The sequence below is a fragment of the Flavobacterium sp. genome (genome assembly GCF_013823965.1).
Lineage (GTDB): Bacteria > Bacteroidota > Bacteroidia > Flavobacteriales > Flavobacteriaceae > Flavobacterium.
In genome coordinates, this window is sequence record NZ_PNNA01000101.1 from 78,730 (window position 1) to 101,535 (window position 22,806).

19 protein-coding genes and 1 riboswitch are annotated in these 22,806 nt (G+C 36.3%); of the genes, 14 read left to right on the forward strand and 5 right to left on the reverse strand.

From position 1 onward, the window contains the following. Positions 1-59 precede the first annotated feature (59 nt). Both C0430_RS12345 and C0430_RS12350 read right to left on the reverse strand, forming a co-directional pair. Positions 60-674, reverse strand: a complete 615-nt coding sequence (locus tag C0430_RS12345) for a deoxynucleoside kinase (protein ID WP_290870645.1) — start codon at positions 672-674, stop codon at positions 60-62. After that, entirely contained in the window at positions 674-1,462 is a 789-nt protein-coding gene (locus tag C0430_RS12350; protein WP_290870649.1) for a hypothetical protein, read from the reverse strand. Before C0430_RS12350 ends, C0430_RS12345 begins: the two co-directional genes overlap by 1 nt. Positions 1,463-1,760: 298 nt before the next feature. On the opposite strand from C0430_RS12350, the gene C0430_RS12355 reads away from it, so the two are divergent. Then, the gene (locus tag C0430_RS12355) at positions 1,761-2,651 is read left to right on the forward strand and encodes a GLPGLI family protein (RefSeq protein ID WP_290870652.1); all 891 of its coding nucleotides are present in this window, start codon (positions 1,761-1,763) and stop codon (positions 2,649-2,651) included. Positions 2,652-2,694: 43 nt separating this feature from the next. After that, positions 2,695-5,397, forward strand: coding sequence for a carboxypeptidase-like regulatory domain-containing protein (locus C0430_RS12360; RefSeq protein WP_290870656.1), 2,703 nt, complete (start codon positions 2,695-2,697; stop codon positions 5,395-5,397). Between the two features lie 72 nt (positions 5,398-5,469). Here the strand turns inward: C0430_RS12360 and C0430_RS12365 are convergent, their stop codons facing one another. Further along, a complete protein-coding gene (locus C0430_RS12365) occupies positions 5,470-7,194 on the reverse strand; it encodes a DUF4153 domain-containing protein (RefSeq protein ID WP_290870658.1) in 1,725 nt (574 codons plus the stop codon). A 186-nt stretch (positions 7,195-7,380) separates the two neighbouring features. After that, on the reverse strand, positions 7,381-8,631 hold the full coding sequence (gene metK / locus C0430_RS12370; RefSeq protein ID WP_290870661.1) for a methionine adenosyltransferase: 1,251 nt from the start codon (positions 8,629-8,631) through the stop codon (positions 7,381-7,383). Between the two features lie 739 nt (positions 8,632-9,370). Between metK and C0430_RS12375 the strand changes: the two genes are divergently transcribed. The 7 genes from C0430_RS12375 to C0430_RS12405 all read left to right on the forward strand — a co-directional run bounded on the left by C0430_RS12375 (position 9,371) and on the right by C0430_RS12405 (position 16,982). After that, on the forward strand, positions 9,371-10,651 hold the full coding sequence (locus C0430_RS12375; RefSeq protein WP_290870664.1) for an O-acetylhomoserine aminocarboxypropyltransferase/cysteine synthase family protein: 1,281 nt from the start codon (positions 9,371-9,373) through the stop codon (positions 10,649-10,651). An 81-nt stretch (positions 10,652-10,732) separates the two neighbouring features. Continuing rightward, on the forward strand, positions 10,733-10,936 hold the full coding sequence (locus tag C0430_RS12380; protein ID WP_290870667.1) for a hypothetical protein: 204 nt from the start codon (positions 10,733-10,735) through the stop codon (positions 10,934-10,936). Between the two features lie 173 nt (positions 10,937-11,109). After that, positions 11,110-11,216, forward strand: a riboswitch (SAM riboswitch). A gap of 79 nt (positions 11,217-11,295) precedes the next feature. Beyond that, on the forward strand, positions 11,296-12,258 hold the full coding sequence (locus C0430_RS12385; RefSeq protein ID WP_290870670.1) for an alpha/beta fold hydrolase: 963 nt from the start codon (positions 11,296-11,298) through the stop codon (positions 12,256-12,258). A gap of 20 nt (positions 12,259-12,278) precedes the next feature. Further along, positions 12,279-14,690: a bifunctional aspartate kinase/homoserine dehydrogenase I gene (thrA, locus tag C0430_RS12390; RefSeq protein ID WP_290870673.1), complete on the forward strand. Its 2,412-nt coding sequence runs from the start codon at positions 12,279-12,281 to the stop codon at positions 14,688-14,690. A gap of 54 nt (positions 14,691-14,744) precedes the next feature. Next, positions 14,745-15,179, forward strand: coding sequence for an OsmC family protein (locus C0430_RS12395; RefSeq protein WP_290870678.1), 435 nt, complete (start codon positions 14,745-14,747; stop codon positions 15,177-15,179). A 39-nt stretch (positions 15,180-15,218) separates the two neighbouring features. Beyond that, positions 15,219-16,391: an aminotransferase class I/II-fold pyridoxal phosphate-dependent enzyme gene (locus C0430_RS12400; RefSeq protein ID WP_290870681.1), complete on the forward strand. Its 1,173-nt coding sequence runs from the start codon at positions 15,219-15,221 to the stop codon at positions 16,389-16,391. 180 nt (positions 16,392-16,571) lie between these two features. Next, complete coding sequence (locus C0430_RS12405) at positions 16,572-16,982, forward strand: Rrf2 family transcriptional regulator (RefSeq protein WP_290870684.1); 411 nt, start codon at positions 16,572-16,574, stop codon at positions 16,980-16,982. Positions 16,983-17,103: 121 nt separating this feature from the next. Here C0430_RS12405 and C0430_RS12410 read toward each other — a convergent pair whose 3' ends face one another. Continuing rightward, positions 17,104-17,475 carry a TM2 domain-containing protein gene (locus C0430_RS12410; protein ID WP_290870686.1) on the reverse strand — a complete coding sequence of 124 codons (372 nt, stop codon included), beginning with the start codon at positions 17,473-17,475 and terminating at the stop codon, positions 17,104-17,106. A gap of 55 nt (positions 17,476-17,530) precedes the next feature. On the opposite strand from C0430_RS12410, the gene C0430_RS12415 reads away from it, so the two are divergent. From C0430_RS12415 to C0430_RS12435, 5 genes are all read left to right on the forward strand, one after another. Continuing rightward, positions 17,531-18,406, forward strand: a complete 876-nt coding sequence (locus C0430_RS12415) for a hypothetical protein (protein ID WP_290870689.1) — start codon at positions 17,531-17,533, stop codon at positions 18,404-18,406. A 311-nt stretch (positions 18,407-18,717) separates the two neighbouring features. Next, on the forward strand, positions 18,718-19,629 hold the full coding sequence (locus tag C0430_RS12420; RefSeq protein ID WP_290870691.1) for a sulfite exporter TauE/SafE family protein: 912 nt from the start codon (positions 18,718-18,720) through the stop codon (positions 19,627-19,629). Then, positions 19,629-20,330 (forward strand): phosphoadenylyl-sulfate reductase, encoded by a 702-nt coding sequence (locus C0430_RS12425; RefSeq protein WP_290870694.1) that lies wholly within the window; start codon positions 19,629-19,631, stop codon positions 20,328-20,330. Before C0430_RS12420 ends, C0430_RS12425 begins: the two co-directional genes overlap by 1 nt. 125 nt (positions 20,331-20,455) lie before the next feature. Further along, a complete protein-coding gene (gene cysD, locus C0430_RS12430; RefSeq protein ID WP_290870696.1) occupies positions 20,456-21,355 on the forward strand; it encodes a sulfate adenylyltransferase subunit CysD in 900 nt (299 codons plus the stop codon). A 165-nt stretch (positions 21,356-21,520) separates the two neighbouring features. Beyond that, positions 21,521-22,765, forward strand: coding sequence for a GTP-binding protein (locus C0430_RS12435; protein ID WP_290870703.1), 1,245 nt, complete (start codon positions 21,521-21,523; stop codon positions 22,763-22,765). Positions 22,766-22,806: the final 41 nt, after the last annotated feature.

Consider the following 22,806-nt stretch of genomic DNA (forward strand, 5'->3'; position numbering starts at 1 on the left):
CTCACAATCGTGAGGCATTTTTCTTTTTATACTATGTGATAATCGGTGCAATCTAGGTTCTAAAACAATCCGTTCAACTCCGCATCAATTTTATTGATAATCATTCCCAAATCTTCGGGATTGTCCACAAAATTGATATTGTCCACATCAATAATCAATAATTTTCCCTTGGTGTAAGTTTGAATCCATGCCTCGTAACGTTCGTTCAATCGGTTGAGGTAATCAATGGAAATCGTGTTCTCGTATTCGCGACCGCGTTTGTGGATTTGACCCACTAAATTTGGAATGGTACTTCTTAAATAGATGAGCATGTCCGGAGGCCTTACCGTAGATTCCATTAATTCAAACAGTGATGAGTAGTTCTGGAAATCACGATTGGTCATTAAGCCCATCGCATGAAGATTGGGAGCAAAAATGTGCGCGTCTTCATAAATGGTTCGGTCTTGAATTATTTTTTTGCCGCTTTCGCGAATCTGCATCACTTGGCGAAAACGACTGTTTAGGAAATAAATTTGCAAATTAAAAGACCAGCGTTCCATTTGGTGATAAAAATCATCCAGATAAGGATTGTCGACCACGTCTTCAAAATGCGGTTCCCATTTGAAATGTTTTGCCAATAAGCGTGTTAATGTTGTTTTTCCAGCTCCTATATTTCCTGCTATCGCTATGTGCATTATGGTATCTTGATTTTATAATTTGTAATTTCTTGATTGGTAAAAGTAGCTAAAATTTGGTCTTTGTAGAAGAAATTTTTAAATGATTTATCCACATTTTCAATTGGGTAAACACTGTTTTTTTGGATATTTTGAAGCTGTAATTTTCCGTTTTTCGAAAAAAGAACAATATGGTCATTAATGATTTGAATCTGGTCAAAATCAGTAACTTTCCCCAAAGTCGTGATTTTTCCAAAAACATCTACGGCATACCAATTCAAGCTACTGTCAATCCATTGGAAAGTATTGAAATCGGATTCATAATATTTCAAGTTTCCTTGAATGGAAGGTGCCAGTGTTTGAAGCGTTTTTTTTAAGTAGTCAAAAAGACCGATTTGTTGTGTTAAACTATTGTAAACCCAAAGTCTGTTTCCAGAGGCAATTCCAGTGGCAGTGGTCATTATTGGAGCATCATTTTCGGAGAAATTTATTTTTTGCGTTTCACTCAATTGATTGTCCAATAGTATGATTGTGTTGAAGTTTTCATAAAACAAAACCATTTTCAATGGATTTTGGAAGTCAATTTTGGTTGGTTTTCCCAGCGAAATGTTTTTATATTCAAATAATTCCTCTTTCTTGCTTTTAGCCAAAACATTGTTTTTAATCGAATAGTAAAAACCAAATTGATCGTATCCCAGAAAATCGTCAGCGTTGAGCGCTATTGAATCCTGTTTAGTGGCCACATATTTATTCTGTCCAAAAGAAACAGTAAAGAAAAAAATAAAAAATAAAAGAAGTAGGTTTCTCATAAGTGTAGCAAATTACAAAAAATAGGATAAAAATGGCTAGATATTTTTAATTTCAATGCCTTGTTTGAATTTCATCCCGTTAAAAATGCATTCGGTCTATTGGTTTAGGGGACTCGTATATTTCATTTTTCAGCTTAGTTTATTAATTATACTTTTGAGGTAAAGTAAACATTTTCAAAGCTGAAGCCGGGTTGCGATTAAACCCTTTGCAATATTAAATGTCTTACTTTTTTAATATAAAAATTGTAACGAAAATACTTTTGAACAGTCTTATGGGTTACATTAAAAAAACAAACTTATGTCTAAAATTCTTTTTGCAATAGCATTATTTTTTTCAGTTCAGTTAGGAATTCAAGCCCAAGAATTTCAAGGTATGGCGGTGTATGAATCCAAAACAAGCACCTCGGATTTCAAAGCCAGAATAGAGGGCAATAAAGACATTTCTCCAGAAATGTTAAAAAATATGGAGGAACGAATGAAAAAAATGTTCGAAAAAACATTCACGCTCAATTTCGACAAAATGGCTTCGATTTATAAAGAAGAAGAGAAACTGGACACGCCAGGTCAAAACAATGGAGGAATGCGCATAATGTCTTCGATGACTGGAGGAGGAGGAACATATTACAAAAACATAAAAGAGAAAGCATATACCATCGACAAGGAGTTTATGGGAAAAGAATTTTTGGTAAAAGATTCATTGCCCAATTTAAAGTGGAAAATGGAAGGCGAAACACGAATTATCGGAGGATATAATTGTTTTAAAGCCACGGCGGTTCGTCCCGTGAGTACTACGGATTTTAGAAATTTAAGACCCAAAAAAGAAGAGGCTGCAACAGTGAAACCTGCCGATGCCACCAAGAAAACAAATTTTATGGACGAAATGGATTTGCCTAAAGAGGTTGTTGTCACGGCTTGGTACACTCCTGAAATTCCTGTAAATCAAGGACCGGAAGGATATTGGGGATTACCGGGATTAATATTGGAAGTAAACGACGGAAAAACGGTTATTTTATGTTCTAAAATTGTCCTTAATCCAAAAGAAAAAGCGGTCATTAAACCATCAACAAAAGGGAAGGTGGTAACTCAAAAAGAATTTGATGAAATTGTGGTAAAAAAAATGGAAGAATTTCGCGAAATGAATCGAGGACGCGGCGGAAACGGTGGGATGCAAATCCGAATCGAGCGTTAATTGCGCAGAAAAGCACCAGTTTTAACATTTCAATTTTTGCCTAATGAAAAACATATTTCTTGTCACTTTATTCCTTGTCAGTTCAATTTCTTTATCTCAAACCATTAAACTCGAAGGAATTATTTCGGATTCAAAAGCGCTTCCCATAGAAATGGCCAATGTTATGGCGGTAAACCAAGCCACAAAAGGGATGGATTCTTATGGAATTACCAATGATAAAGGAAAATATTCCCTTAATTTGAAACCCAACACAACCTATAGCATTAAAATTAGTTTTCTGGGAATGCAGGGTAAAGAGGTTGAAATTGTTACAACAACGGTAAATATCAATAAAAATATTAGTCTCGAAGATAGCGCTGTAGAACTTGATGGAGTCGAAATTATCCGAGAAATGCCTGTTTCCATCAAAGGCGACACGATAGTTTACAATGCCGATTCTTTTAAATCTGGAACCGAACGAAAACTGGAAGATGTCCTCAAAAAACTCCCCGGAGTCGAAGTCAACGCTGATGGTGAAGTAGAAGTGGAAGGCAAAAAAGTAACAAAATTAATGGTGGAAGGCAAAGATTTTTTTGACGGTGACACCAAATTGGGAGTCAAAAATATTCCTGCCGATGCCATAGACAAGGTTCAAGTGCTTCGAAATTTCAACGAAAATTCGATTTTGAAAAGCGTGGAAAATAATCAAGACAACGTGGCCATGAACATCAAGTTGAAATCAGGGAAAAAGAATTTCTGGTTTGGTGATTTGACCGCAGGAATTGGTGTGGGAATGTTGGATAGTCGCTATTTGATTAATCCTAAATTGTTTTATTACAACCCCAAATACAGCATCAACCTGATTACTAATTTCAATAATATTGGCGAGTTGCCCTTGACTATCCAGGATTACATGAAGCTGACAGGAGGATTTCGAGGCTTGATGGCCAAAGGAGGTTCCAGTTTTAATGTTTCGTCCAATGACTTGGGGATTTCATTGATGAGAAACAATCGAGCCAAGGAAATTGAAACCCAATTTGGAGCCGCAAATTTCTCCTATAATGTAAATAAAGCCTGGACTTTGAGCGGTTTTGGCATCATTTCTTCTTCACTTACGAATTTAGAAACCATTTCGCAAACCAATATTTTAGCCCCCAATTCTTCCGAAATTCAATCTACCGAAAATCGCAAGGAATTTGCAAATCAAAAAAGCAATTTGGGGATGTTCAAACTCAGTTCGAGCTACAAACCATCGACCGATTTTCAGTTTGATTACGATGTTTTGACCAAGGTTTCTAAGCAACAGGAAGATGCGCCTTCTGTGAGGGAATCCATAGTCGATAATATTTCCACAACCGAAATGGTCAATACGGCAAAAAAACAAGAACCAATTTCGGTAAATCAAAATCTCAGTTTGTTTTATACTGCAAGCGAAAAAAATATTTTTGCTGTCGAGATGCAACATTTATATCAGGAAGAAGATCCTTTTTATAATGCCAATCTAAAATCGAAACCTTTTAATTTAGCAGGTTATGATTCAGGACAACAAAGAAACGACATCACTCAAAACCGTTTCGTCAAGACAAGTAAACTGGATGCCAAAGTGGATTATTTTTATATGCTTACGCCAAAAAGCAACATCAATGTCACTTTTGGAAACACCTATTCGTATCAGAATTTCAATTCCAGCATGTATCAAATTTTAGACAATCAAACGATAAATAAATTGGATAATACCGTTAATAAAAATGACGTGAATTACAATTTCAATGATGCTTTTTTGGGTTTGCATTACAAGATTTTGACAGGGAAATTTACTTTTACGCCCGGCATCAGTGTTCATGGTTATCATATGACCAACCAACAATTGGGAACAGATTTTAACCAAAATTTCTCCAGAATTTTACCCGATTTGTTGGCTATTTATCAAATCAAGAAAGCGGAATCGTTGACCTATAATTTTTCGTACACCAATAGTTTTACCGATATCAACCAATTGGCAGAAGGTTATGTGTTTTCCAATTACAATAGTTTAAGAAAAGGAAGCCGAACACTCGAAAACGCAACGGCTCGCCAACATTCCTTGCGTTATTTCAAATACAATATGTTTAATCTAGAAAACATAACCGCTTTTTTAACGTATTCCAAACGAATTGATGCCGTAAAGACCAAAGCCTTTTACGATGGTGTAAACCAATCGTCAAGTCCTTACAATTCGGACTTTGCAGATGAAACTTTCTCCGGAAGTGGGTCTTATGGCCGTTCTTTCTTGAAGAATTACAAGGCTTCTTTTTCGGCAAACATCAATTGGTCATTGTTCAATAACATCCAAAACAATGTATTGTCAACAAATGAAAGTTTTACCCAAAGTTATACATTGAAAGCATCCACGAATTACAAAAAATTACCCAATTTAGAAGTGGGTTACAACATTGTCATCAATGATTATGCGAACAGTGTTTATTATACAGACCGACCATTTGCCAAGCTGGATTATTACTTTTTAAACAGTTTTTCCCTCGTGACGGAATATGAGTTTTACCATTATTACAACACTGAAAAATCAGTAAACAACGAGTATGATTTCTTGAGTGCAAGCCTGATTTATCAAAAGAAAGGCAGCAAGTTCGAATATAAAATCAGTGGAACGAATCTCTTGAATACTAAATCACTGAACGACGACAGTTTTTCGCAATTCTCTACCAGAACTTCACAATATACTGTTCAACCGAGGTATTTGATATTGTCTTTGAAGTATAATATTTAGAAGCTAATCCAGCTATTCATTGTTGTCCGGGCTAATAAAACGCAATTCTTTATGAATTGCGTTTAAATATTTTTAGTTTTTAATTCGAACCAGTACTTTGATTTGGTATCGGTCCAAAGTTTTCTTCTTTTCTTTTATTTCGCCACTTACGGTAATATAGGTAATCAAAATAGAGTATTTTGGAGATTCAATTTTTTGGGTAATCTTTTCCCCTGAATTTTCATTTTGGTCGAAAGCTGGATTTGCATTTATAAAATCAACAATTTTTAACGGAATGGTGTCTTGATCGATTTGCAAGTCCAAACCATAATCTTTTTTGGAAGAAATTACGGAATAGTTGATGTTGTTGATATTCAAACAGTCATTACATTTTAAATCATTGTTGGTTCCAATTGAAAAAGACATGTCATATCCGTGAATGTTTTCTATGTTTTGTTGTTCGTTTTTATGAAAATTGTAATAAAATTCATTGTTATTTTCAAACTTTTCTTGTCTGTAGTAACTGTCGCGGTATTGAAATCCCAATGCTTTCATAATTTGTGATGAATTAGCAGCTTTGTTCTTTTTGACAAGTGTGTCTAACTTGCCATTTGTATAAGGAAGAAGGATTTCCACTCCGTAATTCTTTTCCAAAAAGTCTACAATGCTACTCAAATCTTGTTCTTGTTCGAAAGTAAGTTTTGCTTTTTCGGTCTTTTCCAAATAGGTTTCAAATCTGCAAAGTTGACTGTTTTGAGAGATGCTGTCAGCGCTTTGCGGTCCAATAATCGACAGCAATCCCGCGATACACATACTGATGGGGATGAATTTTATTTTAGGCTGTTTTTGAGTAATAAAGTAGGCCACCACGATAGTAAGCCAAATGGATAACAGTAAAACATAATAGCGTTCGTGGGTAAATCCATAAAGATGGATACGATATAAAATTGCCCAAAACAACAGCCCAAGCAACGGAACAAGTAAATAATAAAACCATCGGTTAAAGGTTCGCATCCAAAGATTTCCGGTTTCCGTGGCTATTGGATGTACTAATAAAAAAGAAAGAATTCCGAAAATGGCAAATACTAAAACTAGATAGGAAACCCAGCCAATGGGCAACGAAAGTGTTACCAGAATTTTTGTCTCATAACAAATTAAAATAACCAAATAAAGACTAATTAGCGGCATTAAAACATACTGGGTGAAGTTTTTAAGGCCATTTGGATAGTTCAACGTTAGTGGATGTTCCGTATTGTTGGTTTCTGGAACACCGTTCAAAAAGAAAATGGTGTTGAAAATCCCAGCAATAGTAAAAAATAAATAACCGTAAATTTTGTCCTCAATGTCAATATTAAATAGTTTTTCAACGGCTGTTATCGCAATGGCTAGACCTAGATAAAGGACAACACTGTACAAGCCTCCAGTTAAAATTCGAAGAAAAAGACGCTTATTGAATTCCCAATATTCATCCTGATTGTATTTTTTAGGTAAAAAACCGGCAAACGAAACCAGTAAATGCAATGCGATATTGAGTACTAGAAATTGTTGTGTTTCTACTTCCGTAACCTCCTTCTTAAAACTAAAAACAAAAGCAAACGCCATGCTTCCAAGAGTCAAACTGGTTAGAAAACGAATGATGTTGTTTTTTTTGGAAGCCAAAAAGAACAAACTAATCGAAAGAAATAAAACCAAGCACAACAAACAACCCATTATGGCTTTTTCCAATAATTCTTTGGAATTCCGGTGTTCATCTTCAACAAGTAAAATGGCGAAAATGGTTCCACAAATGGCTGTTATTGTTTCTAAGGGAAACCTCAAAATAGTTTTTTGAGTAGCATTTATTACGTTCTGCAAAGAAGGAAATTTAGACATGGTTTTCTGGATTATTTAGTACTAAGTAAATAAAAATAGGGCATATCACCAAATAAAAAACCCTGACTAAAAATAGCCAGGGTTTTTTTGAGCGAACTTCGCGTATAATTTTGAGTACTTTTCGGTTAAATTTTACAATCCAAAAGCAGCTTTCACTTGATCCACGAAATCTAATTTCTCCCAAGTAAACAATTCCACGGTAACTACTTTTTCAATTCCTCCCGGAGCCTTGAAAGTTTTGGTTACGGTTTCTGGCTGACGGCCCATGTGTCCGTAAGCAGCAGTTTCGCTGTAGATTGGGTTTCTCAATTTCAAACGTTGCTCGATAAAGTAAGGACGCATGTCAAAAATGGCTTCCACTTTTTTGGCAATTTCTCCATTGGTCAAATTCACTTTTGAAGTTCCGTAAGTTTCAATGAAAATTCCCATTGGTTTTGCAACACCAATTGCATAAGAAACTTGAACCAAAATCTCGTCGGCAACACCAGCTGCAACAAGGTTTTTGGCGATGTGACGCGTGGCATAAGCCGCACTTCTATCTACTTTACTTGGATCTTTTCCGGAGAAAGCACCACCACCATGAGCGCCTTTTCCGCCGTAAGTGTCCACAATGATTTTTCTTCCTGTCAATCCCGTATCTCCGTGAGGACCTCCAATTACGAATTTTCCTGTTGGATTAATATGATAAGTGATTTTATCATTGAATAAATGAGCGTATTGTGGGTTGTTTTTGATGATTCTTGGAATTAAAATTCCAACTAAATCACTTTTAATTTTTGCCAACATCGCAGCCTCTTCATCAAAATCATCGTGTTGGGTCGAAATTACGATGGCATCGATTCGAGAGGGTTTGTTGTTGTCGTCATATTCCAATGTTACTTGAGATTTTGCATCAGGACGCAAATATTTGATTTCGTTGTTTTCACGACGCAAAACAGCTAATTCCTGTAATAATTTATGGGATAAATCCAATGCTAATGGCATTAAATTCTCGGTCTCGTTAGTGGCATAGCCAAACATCATTCCTTGGTCACCAGCGCCTTGTTCTTCTTTGCTGGCTCTGTCCACACCTTGATTGATATCGGCAGATTGCTCGTGAATGGCTGAAAGAACACCACAGGAATCCGCTTCAAACATGTATTCACTCTTGGTGTAACCAATTTTTTTGATGACATCTCTAGCAATAGTTTGAACGTCTAAATACGTTTCCGATTTTACTTCACCGGCAAGAATTACCTGTCCTGTGGTAACCAAAGTTTCGCAAGCCACTTTTGACTCAGGGTCAAATGCCAAGAAATTATCAATTAATGCGTCTGAAATTTGATCAGCTACTTTGTCTGGATGTCCTTCACTAACTGATTCTGACGTAAATAAATAAGCCATAATAATATCGTTTTTTAGAATTAAGCGAGGAAAAAAAGAATTGCCGGGAAAACAAACTAAAGAAGAGTTTCTGCTTTAGCATTTTTTCTACTGAAAATTTTTCAGCATTCACAATGAATTCATTTCATTATGAAGAGGTTGCAATCAGTTCAAATTTTTCCTCTTTTATTAGGGTGCAAATGTATGAAACCATTTTGAATTCTAAATTAAACTTAACTTTTTTTTGATGTTAAAAATTCGAATAGTCATTTTTTGGATTGGCTGACCTTTTTTAACACTAAATTACTTTATTGTTATTTTTTTTATAATTATTTGGATTTCTAAATATTAGTTCGCAAATTTGTTCCAACAAAAAGAAAAAAATGAATTTTAATGTTTGCAATATTTCCAAATCGATGCAGGACAATTCCTGTGGGTCGTTTATTGCTTAAATTTAAATTTAAAATGATATAGCAAAAGCCTCCCACAAAATGGGAGGCTTTTTTTTTTGAATCAATCACAAACTAATATTACCATGAAGAACTTAAAGCAAAAACAAATGAACACATGCAATGTCAAATCGATGATTTGTTCAAAGGCTATGATGTGTATTTGCGTCTGTTGATTCCGAAAGTATAAGTTTAACAAACTTGAAACCCTTTTGGATATGCGTCTAAAAGGGTTTTTTGTTTTTTAAGTCTAAAGCACAAGAATATTTCAAAATTAAATACAAATAAATCTAAAATCTAAAATAAATATTATGAGCACACTAAAATTTGCAACAAATGCATTACACGCAGGTCACGACGTTACTAAAACAGCAGGAACCAGAGCGGTACCAATTTATCAAACTAGTTCTTATGTATTCAATAATTCCGATCATGCAGCCAATTTATTTGGTCTTGCCGAAGCGGGATTTATATACACCAGATTAAACAATCCAACAAATGATATTCTGGAACAACGATTAGCAGCTCTCGAAGGCGGAATTGCCGCAGTTGTTACCGCGTCGGGAACGGCAGCCATTGCAACTTCGCTGTTGGTTTTACTCAAGACGGGCGATCATATCGTGGCCTCCAACAGTTTGTACGGTGGAACTTATAATTTGTTGAGCGCCACTTTGCCTAGATTGGGAATCACGACCACGTTTGTAGATCCATCGGATGCGTCCAATTTTACCAAAGCAGCCCAAGAAAACACCAAAGTGTTCTTTGCAGAAAGTTTAGGAAACCCAAAATTAGACGTCTTGGATTTGAAAGCCATTTCGGCGGAAGCCAAAGCATTTAAAGTCCCATTTATTGTAGATAACACGGTTCCCTCGCCTTATTTGCTAAACCCTATCGAACACGGAGCCAATATCGTGATTCACTCCTTGACCAAATACATTGCCGGAAATGGAACTTCCCTTGGTGGCGCGGTTATTGATGCAGGAACATTCGATTGGAGCAGTGGAAGATTTCCGGAGTTTACGGAACCATCAGCAGCGTATCACGGATTGGTTTATCACGAAGCACTAGGGAATGCCGCTTTCATTGCCAAAGTTAGAATCGAAGGTTTGCGGGATTACGGAGCAGCTTTGAGTCCATTCAATGCTTTCCAGATTATTCAGGGATTGGAAACTTTGCAAGTCCGCGTCAAGAAGCACAGCGAAAACGGATTGGCTTTGGCCCAATGGTTAGAAAGTCAAGACCAAGTTTCCTGGGTCAATTACCCTGGATTAAAATCCAGTAAATATTACGATTTGGCAACACAGTATTTACCTAAAGGGCAAAACGGTTTGCTAACTTTCGGCCTTAAAGGAGGTTTTGAAGCCGCCAAGAAAGTGGCCGATGAAACGAAGTTGTTTTCACTTTTGGCCAACATTGGAGACACCAAATCATTGATTATTCATCCGGCGAGCACAACGCACCAACAATTGTCAGATGCAGAACAAGTCGCAACAGGAGTTACCAAGGATTTGATCAGACTCTCGGTTGGACTGGAAGACATAGAAGACTTGAAAGCCGATTTACTGGCCGTTTTCGAAAATTTAAAAGTATAAAAAGCAACATATTTGGACTTGGGGAAACTGAATTCAATATGTTTTAAAATAAAAAAGAAGAACATCTAAAAATAAAACAGCATGAAAACACTAAAATATATTTCAAAAGCAATTCAGTTTCTTAAAAGTTTAAATCTGGGGACAAAGGGGAATACTGCCAATCTAGACGATTTTGAATTTACGCATACCAAATTTGGCATCAATTTAAAACAAGTTTCAGGGAAAGTACCCAATTCTTTGTTTCATCAAATGTATGCTGAAGAAAATGAAACCCTTTTTATCTAAAAAAAATCAGATTGAAAGGAAAATAAATTGTAAAACAAGCAACGGCGGGAGTCTGTTTATGGACTCTTTCCGGTGCTGTTTTAATTTTTAATGCAAAAACCAACTGGAGTAAAATTTGGTTGTTTAAAAAAATAGTGGTTAATTTGTGCCTTTAAGTTCACAAACGTATTGAAATGTTATAAAGAAAGCTCGAGGGAATAGACCCGATGAAAGCTTAGCAACCCTTTGCAAACGAAGAAGGTGCTACATTCTATCCCAATTAATAGGGAAAAGATAACAACAAGAATTCTGCTAGTTTACTTCTAGCTTTCTTTTTAATATTTCCAGACACAAATCAAAAAATTACAAAAGATTTGACATTGGAAAATAAACCAACATCTATTACAGTACCAAATTTCACCACCGAAAGTGGCACTTTTTACGCATCCCTAAATTTGAGTTTTCAGGTTTTTGGGCCAGCATTGAATGCTGCTCCCATTGTTTTGGTGAATCATGCATTGACGGGAAATTCCCAAGTAATCGGTGAAAAAGGTTGGTGGAATAGTCTTATTGGTCAAAACAAAACAATCGACACCACTAAATATACCATATTGGCTTTCAACGTTCCAGGAAATGGTTACGATGACGTCTTGATAGAAAATTACCTGGATTTTAATGCAAGAGACATTGCCAAACTTTTTCTTGCAGGAATCGAAAGTCTTAAAATCCAACAACTATATGCCATTATAGGAGGTTCCGTTGGTGGAGGAATTGCTTGGGAAATGGTCGCTTTGGAACCAAAAATCACCCAACATTTAATCCCGATTGCCACGGATTGGAAAGCTACGGATTGGTTGATTGCCAATTGTTTTTTGCAAGAACAAATCCTGAATAATTCTTCAAAACCCATTGAAGATGCTCGTATTCACGCTATGTTGTGTTATCGAACACCGGAATCTTTCAAGGCCAAATTCCAACGAACAACGAATGAAGAATTGGCTATTTTTAATGTGGAAAGTTGGTTGAATCATCACGGGAAAAAATTGCAAAAACGTTTTCAACTTTCGGCTTATCGTATGATGAACCAATTACTGAAAACCATTGACGTCACCAGAAACAGCGATTCATTCGAAGAAATTGTTTCCAGAATTGAAACCAACATTCACATCATTGCCATCAATTCAGACTTGTTTTTTACGGCCAACGAGAATAGGGAAACCTTCGAAGAATTAAAAAAATTGAATAAAAACGTTTCTTACGGAGAGATTGAATCCATCCACGGACACGACGCATTTTTGATAGAATATGAACAATTAGACAATTTGCTTAAGGACATTTTTTAAGCATTACACATATAGAACAGATGAAAGTATTAAAATTTGGGGGTAAATCTTTATCCAACGGAGAAGGAATAAACAAAGTCATTTCGATAATCGAAAATAAAGTCAATCAAGGCGAGGAAATTGCCGTTGTGGTTTCGGCAAGAGGAAATGCAACAGACGAACTGGAAGAAATTTTGGAAATTGCCGCTAAAAATGGAGATTACAAAACGCCTTTTGAAAGTTTCAAAAAAGTGCAAAATGGCGAATACCAAGAGATTGATTTGTCCGTGGAATTTGAAGTTTTGGACAAACTTTTTGAAGGAGTAAGCCTAATTGGCGATTACAGCAACAAAATTAAAGACCAAATTTTATCCCAAGGCGAATTGCTTTCGGCAAAATTATTGACTTCCATTTTAACCAAAAAAGGAATAAACGCCCACTTCACTGATTCAAGAGTCTTAATAAAAACGGATTCGAAATTTGGTGATGCCCAACCATTGGAACAAGTTTCCAAGAAAAATGTCATCAATTATTTCAAACAAAACTGCGATACCGTAAATATTATTACCGGTTTTATTGGTTCGAACAACAATAACGACACCACGACTTTAGGAAGAAACGGCAGTAATTACACCGCTTCGCTGATTGCGAATTACCTCGATGCCGAAGAACTTCAAAATTATACACACGTTGACGGAATTTACACGGCCAACCCAGATTTAGTTCCCGACGCAAAGAAAATCGATCGTTTGTCTTTTAACGAAGCGAATGAAATTGCCAATTTTGGAGCAACCATTTTGCACGCCAAAACCATTATTCCATTGTTGGAAAAAAATATTCCGTTGCGAATTTTAAATACTTTTAACCACGAAAATCAAGGAACATTAATCACTTCAAAATCCAATAAAGAAGGAATCAAAACACTTTCGGTTCTCGAAAATGTGTCGTTGGTCAACTTGGAAGGAAGAGGATTGTTGGGAAAAACAGGCGTTGATGCCCGTATTTTTAGGGTTATGGGCGACAATGACATTAGTGTGAGCATCATCTCGCAAGGTTCGTCTGAAAGAGGAATTGGGCTTGTGGTCAACGCTGATAAAGCGACCAAAGCAATGATTGAATTGGAGAAAGAATTTGAAAATGATTTCTATTCGAAAGACGTCAACAAAATTTCGATTACCGACGATGTTTCGGTGATTTCGATTATTGGTCAAGATTTGAGCACTTTTCATAAACCGTACACGGCCTTGATTAAAAATAAAGTCGTGCCGATTCTTTTCAACAATACGGTAACGGGAAAAAACGTGAGTTTAGTAGTCAAAAAAGCGCAACTGCACAAAGCATTGAACGTGATTCACGGAGAAATTTTTGGAGTTTCCAAGAAAATCAATATTGCCATTTTCGGTCACGGATTGGTGGGTGGAACTTTGATTAACCAAATTTTGGAATCGGCAGCGGCCATCGAAAAACGAAAAGACATTCGATTGAATGTTTTTGCGATTGCCAATTCCAAAAATTTACTTTTAAACAAAAACGGTGTTTCGCCGAATTGGAAAAACGAGATTCAAACCAACGGTTTCTCCTATACCATTGATGATGTTATTGCTTTCGCCAATGAAAACCACTTGGAGAACTTGATTGCCATCGACAACACGGCGAGTGCAACATTTGTTGAAAATTACATTCCGTTGGCAGAAGGAAGTTTCGACTTGATTTCGTCCAATAAAGTGGCAAATACCTTGAGTTACAAGTTTTACAAAGACTTGCGAAAAGTATTGGCGGAAAACCAAAAGAATTATTTGTACGAAACCAATGTTGGCGCAGGATTACCATTGATAGACACCATCAAATTATTGCATCTTTCGGGTGAAAACATCACCAAAATAAAAGGAGTTTTCTCGGGAACATTGAGTTATTTATTCAATAATTTTTCGGCAAAAGATGTTCCATTCAGCGAAATCCTGAAAGAAGCCATCGACAACGGTTACACGGAACCCGATCCAAGAGAAGATTTATGTGGAAACGACGTGGGCAGGAAATTATTAATTTTGGCTAGAGAATTGGATTTGCAAAACGAATTCGAAGAAATCAGCATTCAAAACCTTATTCCGGAACATTTGCGTGAAGGAAATGTTTCCGATTTCTTGCATAAATTAAAGGAATTTGATCCGATTTATGACAAAATTAAGGCAGCACAAGAACCAAATCACGTCTTAAGATACATTGGCGAATTGTCGGGAGATTTACAAAATGATAAAGGAAATCTCGAAGTAAAATTAGTTTCCGTACCTTCGGATACGGCTTTGGGCGGCTTGAAAGGTTCTGATTCTTTCTTCGAAATTTATACAGAATCTTATGGTGATCGTCCAATCGTAATTCAAGGAGCTGGCGCAGGTTCGGCAGTGACGGCGAGAGGTGTTTTTGGAGATTTGTTGAGATTGTCGGATAAAGGGTAAGATTATGGATTTCTGATTAACGATTTTTGAATTCAGATTTAAATAAAATAAAAAATGAAAATAACATTAGACAGAGTAAATGAAAACTTCCATTTCGAATTGAAAAACGAGCGTGGACATATTGTAAATGTAGATGCGCGTCCTGATTTTGGAGGAAACGACATGGGGCCAAGTCCAATGGAATTAATACTAATGGGAGTTGCCGGTTGCAGCGGAATCGACATGATTTCCATCTTGAAAAAACAACGTCAAGAAATTACTTCTTTCAAGGCTGAGGTCGAAGGCGAGCGCGTTCAAGTGGGCGAAGCAAAACCATTCAAGGATATTTACGTGGTTTTTTATCTGGAAGGAAACATCAAGGAAGACAAAGCAGCAAAAGCCGCCCAACTATCTTTCGAAAAATATTGCTCGGTTACCAAAACAGTGGAACCAACGGCAACGATACATTATAAAGTAGTTTTGAATGGACTGGAATTAGCCAAAAACTAAAATCATCACCATCACCTAAAAACAACAAACAACAGCACAATGAACGAACAAGAATTTGGTTTTGAAACCCAAGCCATCCGCAATCAATTAGAACGCACCCAATATTTAGAACATTCCGTGCCTTTGTACTTAACGTCCAGTTTTGTATTCGAGGATGCCGAAGATATGCGTGCCTCATTTGCCGAAGAGAAAGAGCGAAATATTTATAGTCGTTACAGCAATCCAAACACCAACGAGTTTGTGGATAAAGTTTGCCAAATGGAAGGTGCGGCGGCAGGATTTGCTTTTGCATCCGGAATGGCTGCGGTCTATTCCACCTTGGCTGCTTTGTTGAATTCAGGCGATCATATTGTTTCGGCAGGAAGTGTTTTTGGCGCGACACATTCTTTGTTTATCAATTATTTTCCAAAATGGGGAATTGAAACTTCCTATTTTGACATTGACAAACCGGAAACTATTGAAAGTTTTATCAAACCAAACACCAAAATTCTTTTTGCTGAATCGCCTACGAATCCAGCGGTAGATATTATTGATTTGGAATTGTTAGGTACAATTGCCAAAAAACACAATTTAATTTTGATTATCGACAACTGTTTTGCCACGCCTTATTTGCAACAACCCATAAAGTGGGGAGCGCATTTGGTAGTGCATTCAGCCACAAAATTAATGGATGGTCAAGGTAGAGTTTTGGGCGGAATCACTGTTGGTAATGCCGAATTGATTCAAAAAATCTATTTGTTTTCACGATTGACTGGGCCTTCTTTATCACCGTTTAATGCTTGGGTATTGTCTAAAAGTTTAGAAACTTTGGCGATTCGTTTGGATAGACATTGCGAAAATGCCTTACGAGTAGCCGAGTTTTTAGAACAACATCCCAACGTAAATAAGGTAAAATATCCGTTCTTGAAATCGCATCCACAATATGAAATCGCCCAGAAACAAATGAAATTGGGCGGCAATATCGTGGCTTTTGAAATCAAAGGAGGAATTGAAGCAGGAAGAGCTTTCTTGGATAAAATAAAATTGTGTTCGTTATCACCGAATTTAGGAGATACCAGAACCATTGTAACGCATCCAGCATCAACAACACACAGCAAATTGTCTGTCGAAGAACGTTTGGCAGTGAGTATTACCGATGGTTTGGTGCGCGTTTCCGTAGGATTGGAAACAGTGGCCGACGTAATTTCCGATTTGAAGCAGGCTTTGTCATAAGATTTTAGATTGATGATTAACGATTTTAGATTGCAGATTTGCAAACCAATAACAATTATAAATTATTCATTATTTTTCAATTAAAAACCATACTTTTATTGTTGTTAAAAGAGATGTTTATTTCTTGATTTTTTAATTCAAAAATCGTTAATCTCAATTCAAAAATCATAAATCTTTATAATGCTCTCAAAGAAAACAAAATACGGAATAAAAGCAATGACTTTCTTGGCTCACCAAGTAGATAAAACTCCTGTTCAAATTGCCGAAATAGCAAAAAGTGAGCATATTTCCATAAAGTTTCTTGAAAGTATTTTATTGTTGTTGCGACATTCTGGTTTTCTTGGAGCCAAAAAAGGAAAAGGCGGTGGCTATTATCTTATAAAAGACCCCAAAGACATCAATATGGCCGATGTGTACCGTACTCTTGAAGGACCAATAGCTTTATTGCCTTGCGTGAGCCATAATTTCTACGAAAAATGCGATGATTGTGTCGATGAAGCAAAATGTTCGGTGCACAAATTAATGACGGAAGTACGCGACAATACCCTGATGATATTGGAAAATAATTCTTTGGCTGATATTTCTTTTTAAGGGTTTTGTTCAGAGAAGAATACAAATTAAAAGCCCCTTTCATTGTGATGAAAGGGGCTTTTTTTAATTGTCAACAATCTCTGCCATAGTATTACAACACTACGACTTTGATCATTTTGTATTAAAGAGTTTCTGAATAACTTCCGTCTTTTGGTTGCAAATCTCCAGTGATAATTCTTATTAAATCGATTAACGCCCAAATTCCAAAACCTCCTAAAGTAAGCAATTGAACAACACCTTGCCAGATATATCCAAGGTAAAAACGGTGAATTCCAAGTCCTCCAACCACTAATGCAAGTACCAAAGCAACGATTTGGCTTTTTCCTGAACCCACGGCAGCAGGAGAAGAAAGAGTTGGTTCTACAGTTGATTGAGAAATTGTCGTTTGACTAGATCCATTAACTAATGCGTTCTCTACTGGGAAAGATGCATACATCGGAAAAGATGAAAACAATAGTAGCGCAAACATCGAAAGTAAAATTCTAAAATTCATAATAATTAAATTTTTAAGGTTTATCTTTGTAAATGTATACATTATAAATTATTACATGAGGATTTTTACTACTTTATTTTTTGTTTTGTTTTTTTTAACTAATTATGGTCAAAACAAATACGAATATTTTGGGGTTTTAAAACTCAACGGTAATTCAAAAACAGCTATAAGCTACCGACTTTTTTTTGAAATAAATGCAGGTTTGATAAGTGGTTATTCCGTAACGGATTTAGGCGGCGACAATGAGACGAAAAACTCCATTTCGGGTGTTTATAATTTGAAAACCAAAATATTAAAATTTAAGGAAGACAATATATTGTATACAAAATCTAATTTTTCCCAAAAAAGCTTTTGTTTCATAAATTTTGAGGGCAAAATTAAGTTGGCCGACAATTCTACTAAAATTGACGGAAATTTTAAAGGATTGTATAAAAATAAAACCAGTTGCATTGACGGTACAATAGCTTTAGTTGGTTCTGAAAAAATTTATAAAATTCTGAACAAAATTGAAAATAAAATAAAAAGCAGCAAGAAAATTGACGAACAAAAAAAGAAAGAAGTGTTTACTACAACTCTTGTCGACAATTTGAAAGTTAATAATTTGTTGAAGAACCAAAATTTGAATGTTTTTGCAAATTCCAACGAGGTTTTTCTTGACATTTTCGACGCCGAGTCAGAGGACGGAGATGTCATTAATTTGTATCAAAACGGAAAACTTATTTTGTCCAATTATACAGTTTTGAAAAAAATCAAACGATTTACCGTAACTTTAGATAACGCTCAAACTGTTTTCAAGATTGAAGCCGTAACGGAAGGCAAAGTAGGATTCAATACTACATCAATCAAAATTATTGACAGTGACAGGACTTTTGATTTGAAAACAAACCTCAAGAAAGATGAAAAGGCGGTAATATCATTTATTAAAAACTAAAGTAATTAATTGTTAGGTGGTAGTTTGTTAAAACTATTTTCGCCACCCTTCCAACAGAATTTAAAAGAACTTCACCAAGATTAAAAATGAAGTAAGCCAAACCTTGCATTCCGTATTTCGGGAATCAAGGTTTTTTTTCTCCGGCCAGCATTAAATTGCCTATTTCTCCGCGTTTTAGGATTCGTTTCGAATTACTTTAACAATAAAAAAATCAAATATAGTTTTTATATTTAGAATTATATAGTATTTTTGCAAACTTAATCTACTATCCCGATGGGGTAATGGATTTGAAAATAAAAAACATAAAAATAATGATTAAGAGATTTGTAAAAAATTTTAACGATACTGTAGGGGTAATGCAGAATAGTTCGTTTGCCAAGAGACTTTGGGTTTTTGTCCCGGTATTTTTGATCTTGGTATTATTGACAGTTTTAATATACAATCATTATGCTGATTTCACTTGGAATAATTTCTTGGCGGGATTTAACCAAGAGTTTTTGGTGTTTTTTGCAATTGGCGTTTTTGCCCAATTGGTCGACGGAACGTTAGGAATGGGTTATGGAGCGACTTCCACCTCCTTTTTATTAGCTTATGGAGTTCCTCCGGCAGTGAGTAGCACGGGAGTTCACGTTGCCGAAATGTTTACTACGGGAGCATCGGCAATTTCGCATCACAAATTTGGAAATATCAATAAAAAACTGGTAAAACACCTTTTGATTCCGGGCGTTTTAGGGTCAATTACAGGTGCTTATTTGTTGGCTGATGTAATCGATGGAGACGTAATAAAACCTTTTATTGCCGTTTATATGATGGTGCTGGCTTTTATTATTATTAAAAAAGCATTGGTGAAAAATATTGTAAAAAAGAAAACAAAAAGACTAGATCTTTTAGCTTCTTTTGGAGGTTTCATGGATTCCGTTGGCGGAGGCGGTTGGGGGCCAATTGTCACGTCGACATTGTTGGGACGAGGTAGAAATCCTCGCTATACCATTGGTTCAGTGAATGCAGCGGAGTTCGCGGTTTCTTTTGCCAGTGGTGTAACTTTTATGATTTTTGGTGGAATAAGCGGATGGCAAGTGATAATAGGATTGATTATGGGTGGCGTTATTGCCGCACCTCTTGCCGCTTTTTTGGTGAATAAAATCCAAAGAAAACCAATGATGATTATCGTTGGAATCTTAATTATTATTTTGAGTTTAAGAACATTGTCAAAATTATTATAATGAGTGCAACACTAACACAGACTTTGTCAGAAAAAACTAAAGGATTCTCCATCGAGGAAACGTTGTCTTTTTTGGCCAATGAATACAAAGATAAAGTGGTTTTTTCAACCTCTTTCGGGCAAGAAGACCAAGTGATAACCGCATTAATTGCCACAAACGATTTGCCCATTACCATTTTTACATTGGATACTGGGCGTTTGTTTCAGGAAACTTACGACGTTTTTCACAAGACCTTAAAAAAGTACAAGAAAGAAATTAAAGTCTATTTTCCTGAAGCTTCGGCAGTGGAAAAATTATTGGAAACTAAAGGCCCCAACAGTTTTTACGATTCAGTCGAAAACAGAAAAGAATGTTGTTTCATTCGAAAAGTGGCGCCCTTGACCAAAGCCTTGAAAGGGAATTCCGTTTGGATTACGGGTTTAAGAGCGGAACAATCCGAAAACAGAAATGATTTATCTCTTTTTGAATACGACGAAAAATTCGAAATCATAAAATTTAATCCATTGTTAAAATGGACCTTGAAAGAAGTCGAAGATTACTTGGAAAAAAATAACGTGCCCCAAAACGCACTGCATAAACAAGGATTTGTAAGTATTGGATGTGCACCTTGTACCAGGGCAATTACTCCTGATGAAGACATAAGAGCCGGAAGATGGTGGTGGGAATCCAGTCATAAAGAATGTGGTTTGCACCAGAAGTAAGGTTAGAGTTCAGAAGTTAGAAATTAGAATAAAAGAGAATAGAATAAATAATAATAGTTTACGAGATTTTAGTGAGGCTACAACAACCTTAAACTTTAAACTTTTAAATTTTTAAACTAAAAATAATGAGTTCCATATTAAAAACAAATGCTTTAGAAAGCGAAGCGATTTACATATTCAGAGAAGTAATTTCTCAATTTGATAAGCCGGTATTGCTTTTCTCTGGTGGAAAAGATTCCATAACATTGGTGCGTTTGGCACAAAAGGCATTCTTCCCTGCAAAAATTCCTTTCCCATTGTTGCATGTCGACACAGGGCATAATTTTCCTGAAACCATCGAATTTAGAGACAAATTAGTTGCTGAATTAGGATTGGAATTGATTGTTCGTAATGTGCAAGATGCCATAGACGAAGGCAAAGTGGTGGAAGAATCTGGAAGATATTCCAGCCGAAACAGCTTGCAAACCACTACGCTTTTGGACGCCATCGAAGAATTCAAATTTGACGCTTGTATTGGTGGTGCGCGTCGCGACGAAGAAAAAGCCAGAGCCAAAGAGCGTATTTTTTCGGTTCGTGATGATTTTGGTCAATGGGACGAAAAAAATCAAAGACCGGAATTATTTGATTTATTGAATGGTAAAATCGAAAATGGACAAAATGTTCGTGTTTTCCCAATTTCGAACTGGACAGAATTAGATGTTTGGAGTTATATCGAACAAGAACAAATCGAAATTCCATCGATTTATTTTTCGCACAAACGTAAAGTATTCTTGAGAGACGGCATGATTTGGTCGCATTCGCCATTCGTTTATCAAGAAGAAGACGAAGAGATTGAAGAAAGAATTGTTCGTTTTAGAACCGTTGGAGACATGAGTTGTACTGCTGCCGTTGAATCTTATGCGGCGACAATTGCTGAAGTTGTTGGCGAAATCAGGTCTTCCACCATTTCCGAAAGAGGAGCCAGAATAGACGACAAACGTTCTGAAGCTGCGATGGAAAAAAGAAAACAACAAGGTTATTTTTAATCCCCACCCCAGCCCTCCCCGAAGAGGAGGGAGCTGAAACAGGATTAGTGTTGGTTTTGAGTTTTGAAAAAAAGCAGACTAAATAAAAAAGAAAATATTAATTTATAAAAACATACCAGACTCGTCTCCCTCCCTTTGGGGAGGGTCGGGGTGGGGAAAAAGAATATGGAAGTTTTAAAAATAGCAACAGCAGGAAGTGTAGATGACGGAAAGAGCACATTAATTGGAAGATTGTTGTACGACACACAATCATTGACTACCGACAAAATTGAAGCAATAGAAAAAAGCAGCAAGCAAAAAGGATACGATTACCTCGATTTTTCCTTGGCCACCGACGGTTTGGTTGCCGAGAGAGAGCAAGGAATCACGATTGACGTAGCGCATATTTATTTCTCCACTGCGAAAAAAAGTTACATCATTGCCGATACTCCGGGTCACGTGGAATATACCAGAAACATGGTTACGGGAGCTTCGACTTCACAAGTTTCCATCATCTTGATTGATGCCCGAAAAGGAGTTATTGAGCAAACCTACCGTCACTTTTTTATCAATAATTTATTGAGGGTAAAAGATGTGATTGTAGCCATCAATAAAATGGATTTAGTTGATTATTCAGAAGAAGTTTTCAATAAAATCAAAGCAGATTTTCAAGCTTTGAATGCAAAAAGTGCCTACAAAGAACAAAACGTGAGCTACATTCCGTTGAGTGCTTTGACGGGAGACAATGTGGTGGAAACATTGGGAAAAATGCCTTGGTACACCGGGCAAACGATCCTGCAACACTTGGAAGCATTGGAATCCAAAGATGTTTATGATAACGGGCAAGCTCGTTTTCCTGTTCAAACCGTGATTAGGCCAAAAACGGAACAATATCATGACTTTAGAGGTTATGCCGGAAAATTATACGGAAACAATATTAAAGTGGGCGATGCAGTAACCGTACTTCCTTCTTTGACCGAATCGAAAGTGACCAATATCCACTTTTTTGACCAACAATTTGACGAAGCGACAGCAGGTTCTTCCATTACTTTGGAATTGGAAAATGACATCAACGTGACCAGAGGCGACATGATTGTAAAATCAAGTGAGCTTCCAAGAGTTGAAAAAGACATCAACACCACCATTTGTTGGATGGACAGCAAAAAATTGGTTGCAGGAACAAAATATTTGATACAGCACAATACCAATAGAGTTTTGGCCAAAATTGAAAGCGTGAAAAACGTGATTGCCACAGATTATTCGGGTTCAACTCCGGCAACTCAATTAGCAATCAATGAAATTGGAGAAGTGAGCATTAAATTAAGCAAGGCTTTATATTTTGACGCCTACAACGACAACAAATCAAATGGCGCTTTTATTTTGATAGACGTGGCGACCAATACAACAGCAGGAGTTGGATTTATACAATAGTTAATAGTGTAAATAAAACTGCTAAACCAACAAAACAACCA

What these genes read in the sequence shown, in the direction of transcription:
- C0430_RS12345 (WP_290870645.1), bottom strand. Translation starts at nt 674, where the DNA reads ATGCACATAGCGATAGCAGGAAATATAGGAGCTGGAAAAACAACATTA.
- C0430_RS12350 (WP_290870649.1), bottom strand. Translation starts at nt 1,462, where the DNA reads ATGAGAAACCTACTTCTTTTATTTTTTATTTTTTTCTTTACTGTTTCT.
- C0430_RS12355 (WP_290870652.1), top strand. Translation starts at nt 1,761, where the DNA reads ATGTCTAAAATTCTTTTTGCAATAGCATTATTTTTTTCAGTTCAGTTA.
- C0430_RS12360 (WP_290870656.1), top strand. Translation starts at nt 2,695, where the DNA reads ATGAAAAACATATTTCTTGTCACTTTATTCCTTGTCAGTTCAATTTCT.
- metK (WP_290870661.1), bottom strand. Translation starts at nt 8,631, where the DNA reads ATGGCTTATTTATTTACGTCAGAATCAGTTAGTGAAGGACATCCAGAC.
- C0430_RS12375 (WP_290870664.1), top strand. Translation starts at nt 9,371, where the DNA reads ATGAGCACACTAAAATTTGCAACAAATGCATTACACGCAGGTCACGAC.
- C0430_RS12380 (WP_290870667.1), top strand. Translation starts at nt 10,733, where the DNA reads ATGAAAACACTAAAATATATTTCAAAAGCAATTCAGTTTCTTAAAAGT.
- thrA (WP_290870673.1), top strand. Translation starts at nt 12,279, where the DNA reads ATGAAAGTATTAAAATTTGGGGGTAAATCTTTATCCAACGGAGAAGGA.
- C0430_RS12395 (WP_290870678.1), top strand. Translation starts at nt 14,745, where the DNA reads ATGAAAATAACATTAGACAGAGTAAATGAAAACTTCCATTTCGAATTG.
- C0430_RS12400 (WP_290870681.1), top strand. Translation starts at nt 15,219, where the DNA reads ATGAACGAACAAGAATTTGGTTTTGAAACCCAAGCCATCCGCAATCAA.
- C0430_RS12405 (WP_290870684.1), top strand. Translation starts at nt 16,572, where the DNA reads ATGCTCTCAAAGAAAACAAAATACGGAATAAAAGCAATGACTTTCTTG.
- C0430_RS12410 (WP_290870686.1), bottom strand. Translation starts at nt 17,475, where the DNA reads ATGAATTTTAGAATTTTACTTTCGATGTTTGCGCTACTATTGTTTTCA.
- C0430_RS12415 (WP_290870689.1), top strand. Translation starts at nt 17,531, where the DNA reads ATGAGGATTTTTACTACTTTATTTTTTGTTTTGTTTTTTTTAACTAAT.
- C0430_RS12420 (WP_290870691.1), top strand. Translation starts at nt 18,718, where the DNA reads ATGATTAAGAGATTTGTAAAAAATTTTAACGATACTGTAGGGGTAATG.
- C0430_RS12425 (WP_290870694.1), top strand. Translation starts at nt 19,629, where the DNA reads ATGAGTGCAACACTAACACAGACTTTGTCAGAAAAAACTAAAGGATTC.
- cysD (WP_290870696.1), top strand. Translation starts at nt 20,456, where the DNA reads ATGAGTTCCATATTAAAAACAAATGCTTTAGAAAGCGAAGCGATTTAC.
- C0430_RS12435 (WP_290870703.1), top strand. Translation starts at nt 21,521, where the DNA reads ATGGAAGTTTTAAAAATAGCAACAGCAGGAAGTGTAGATGACGGAAAG.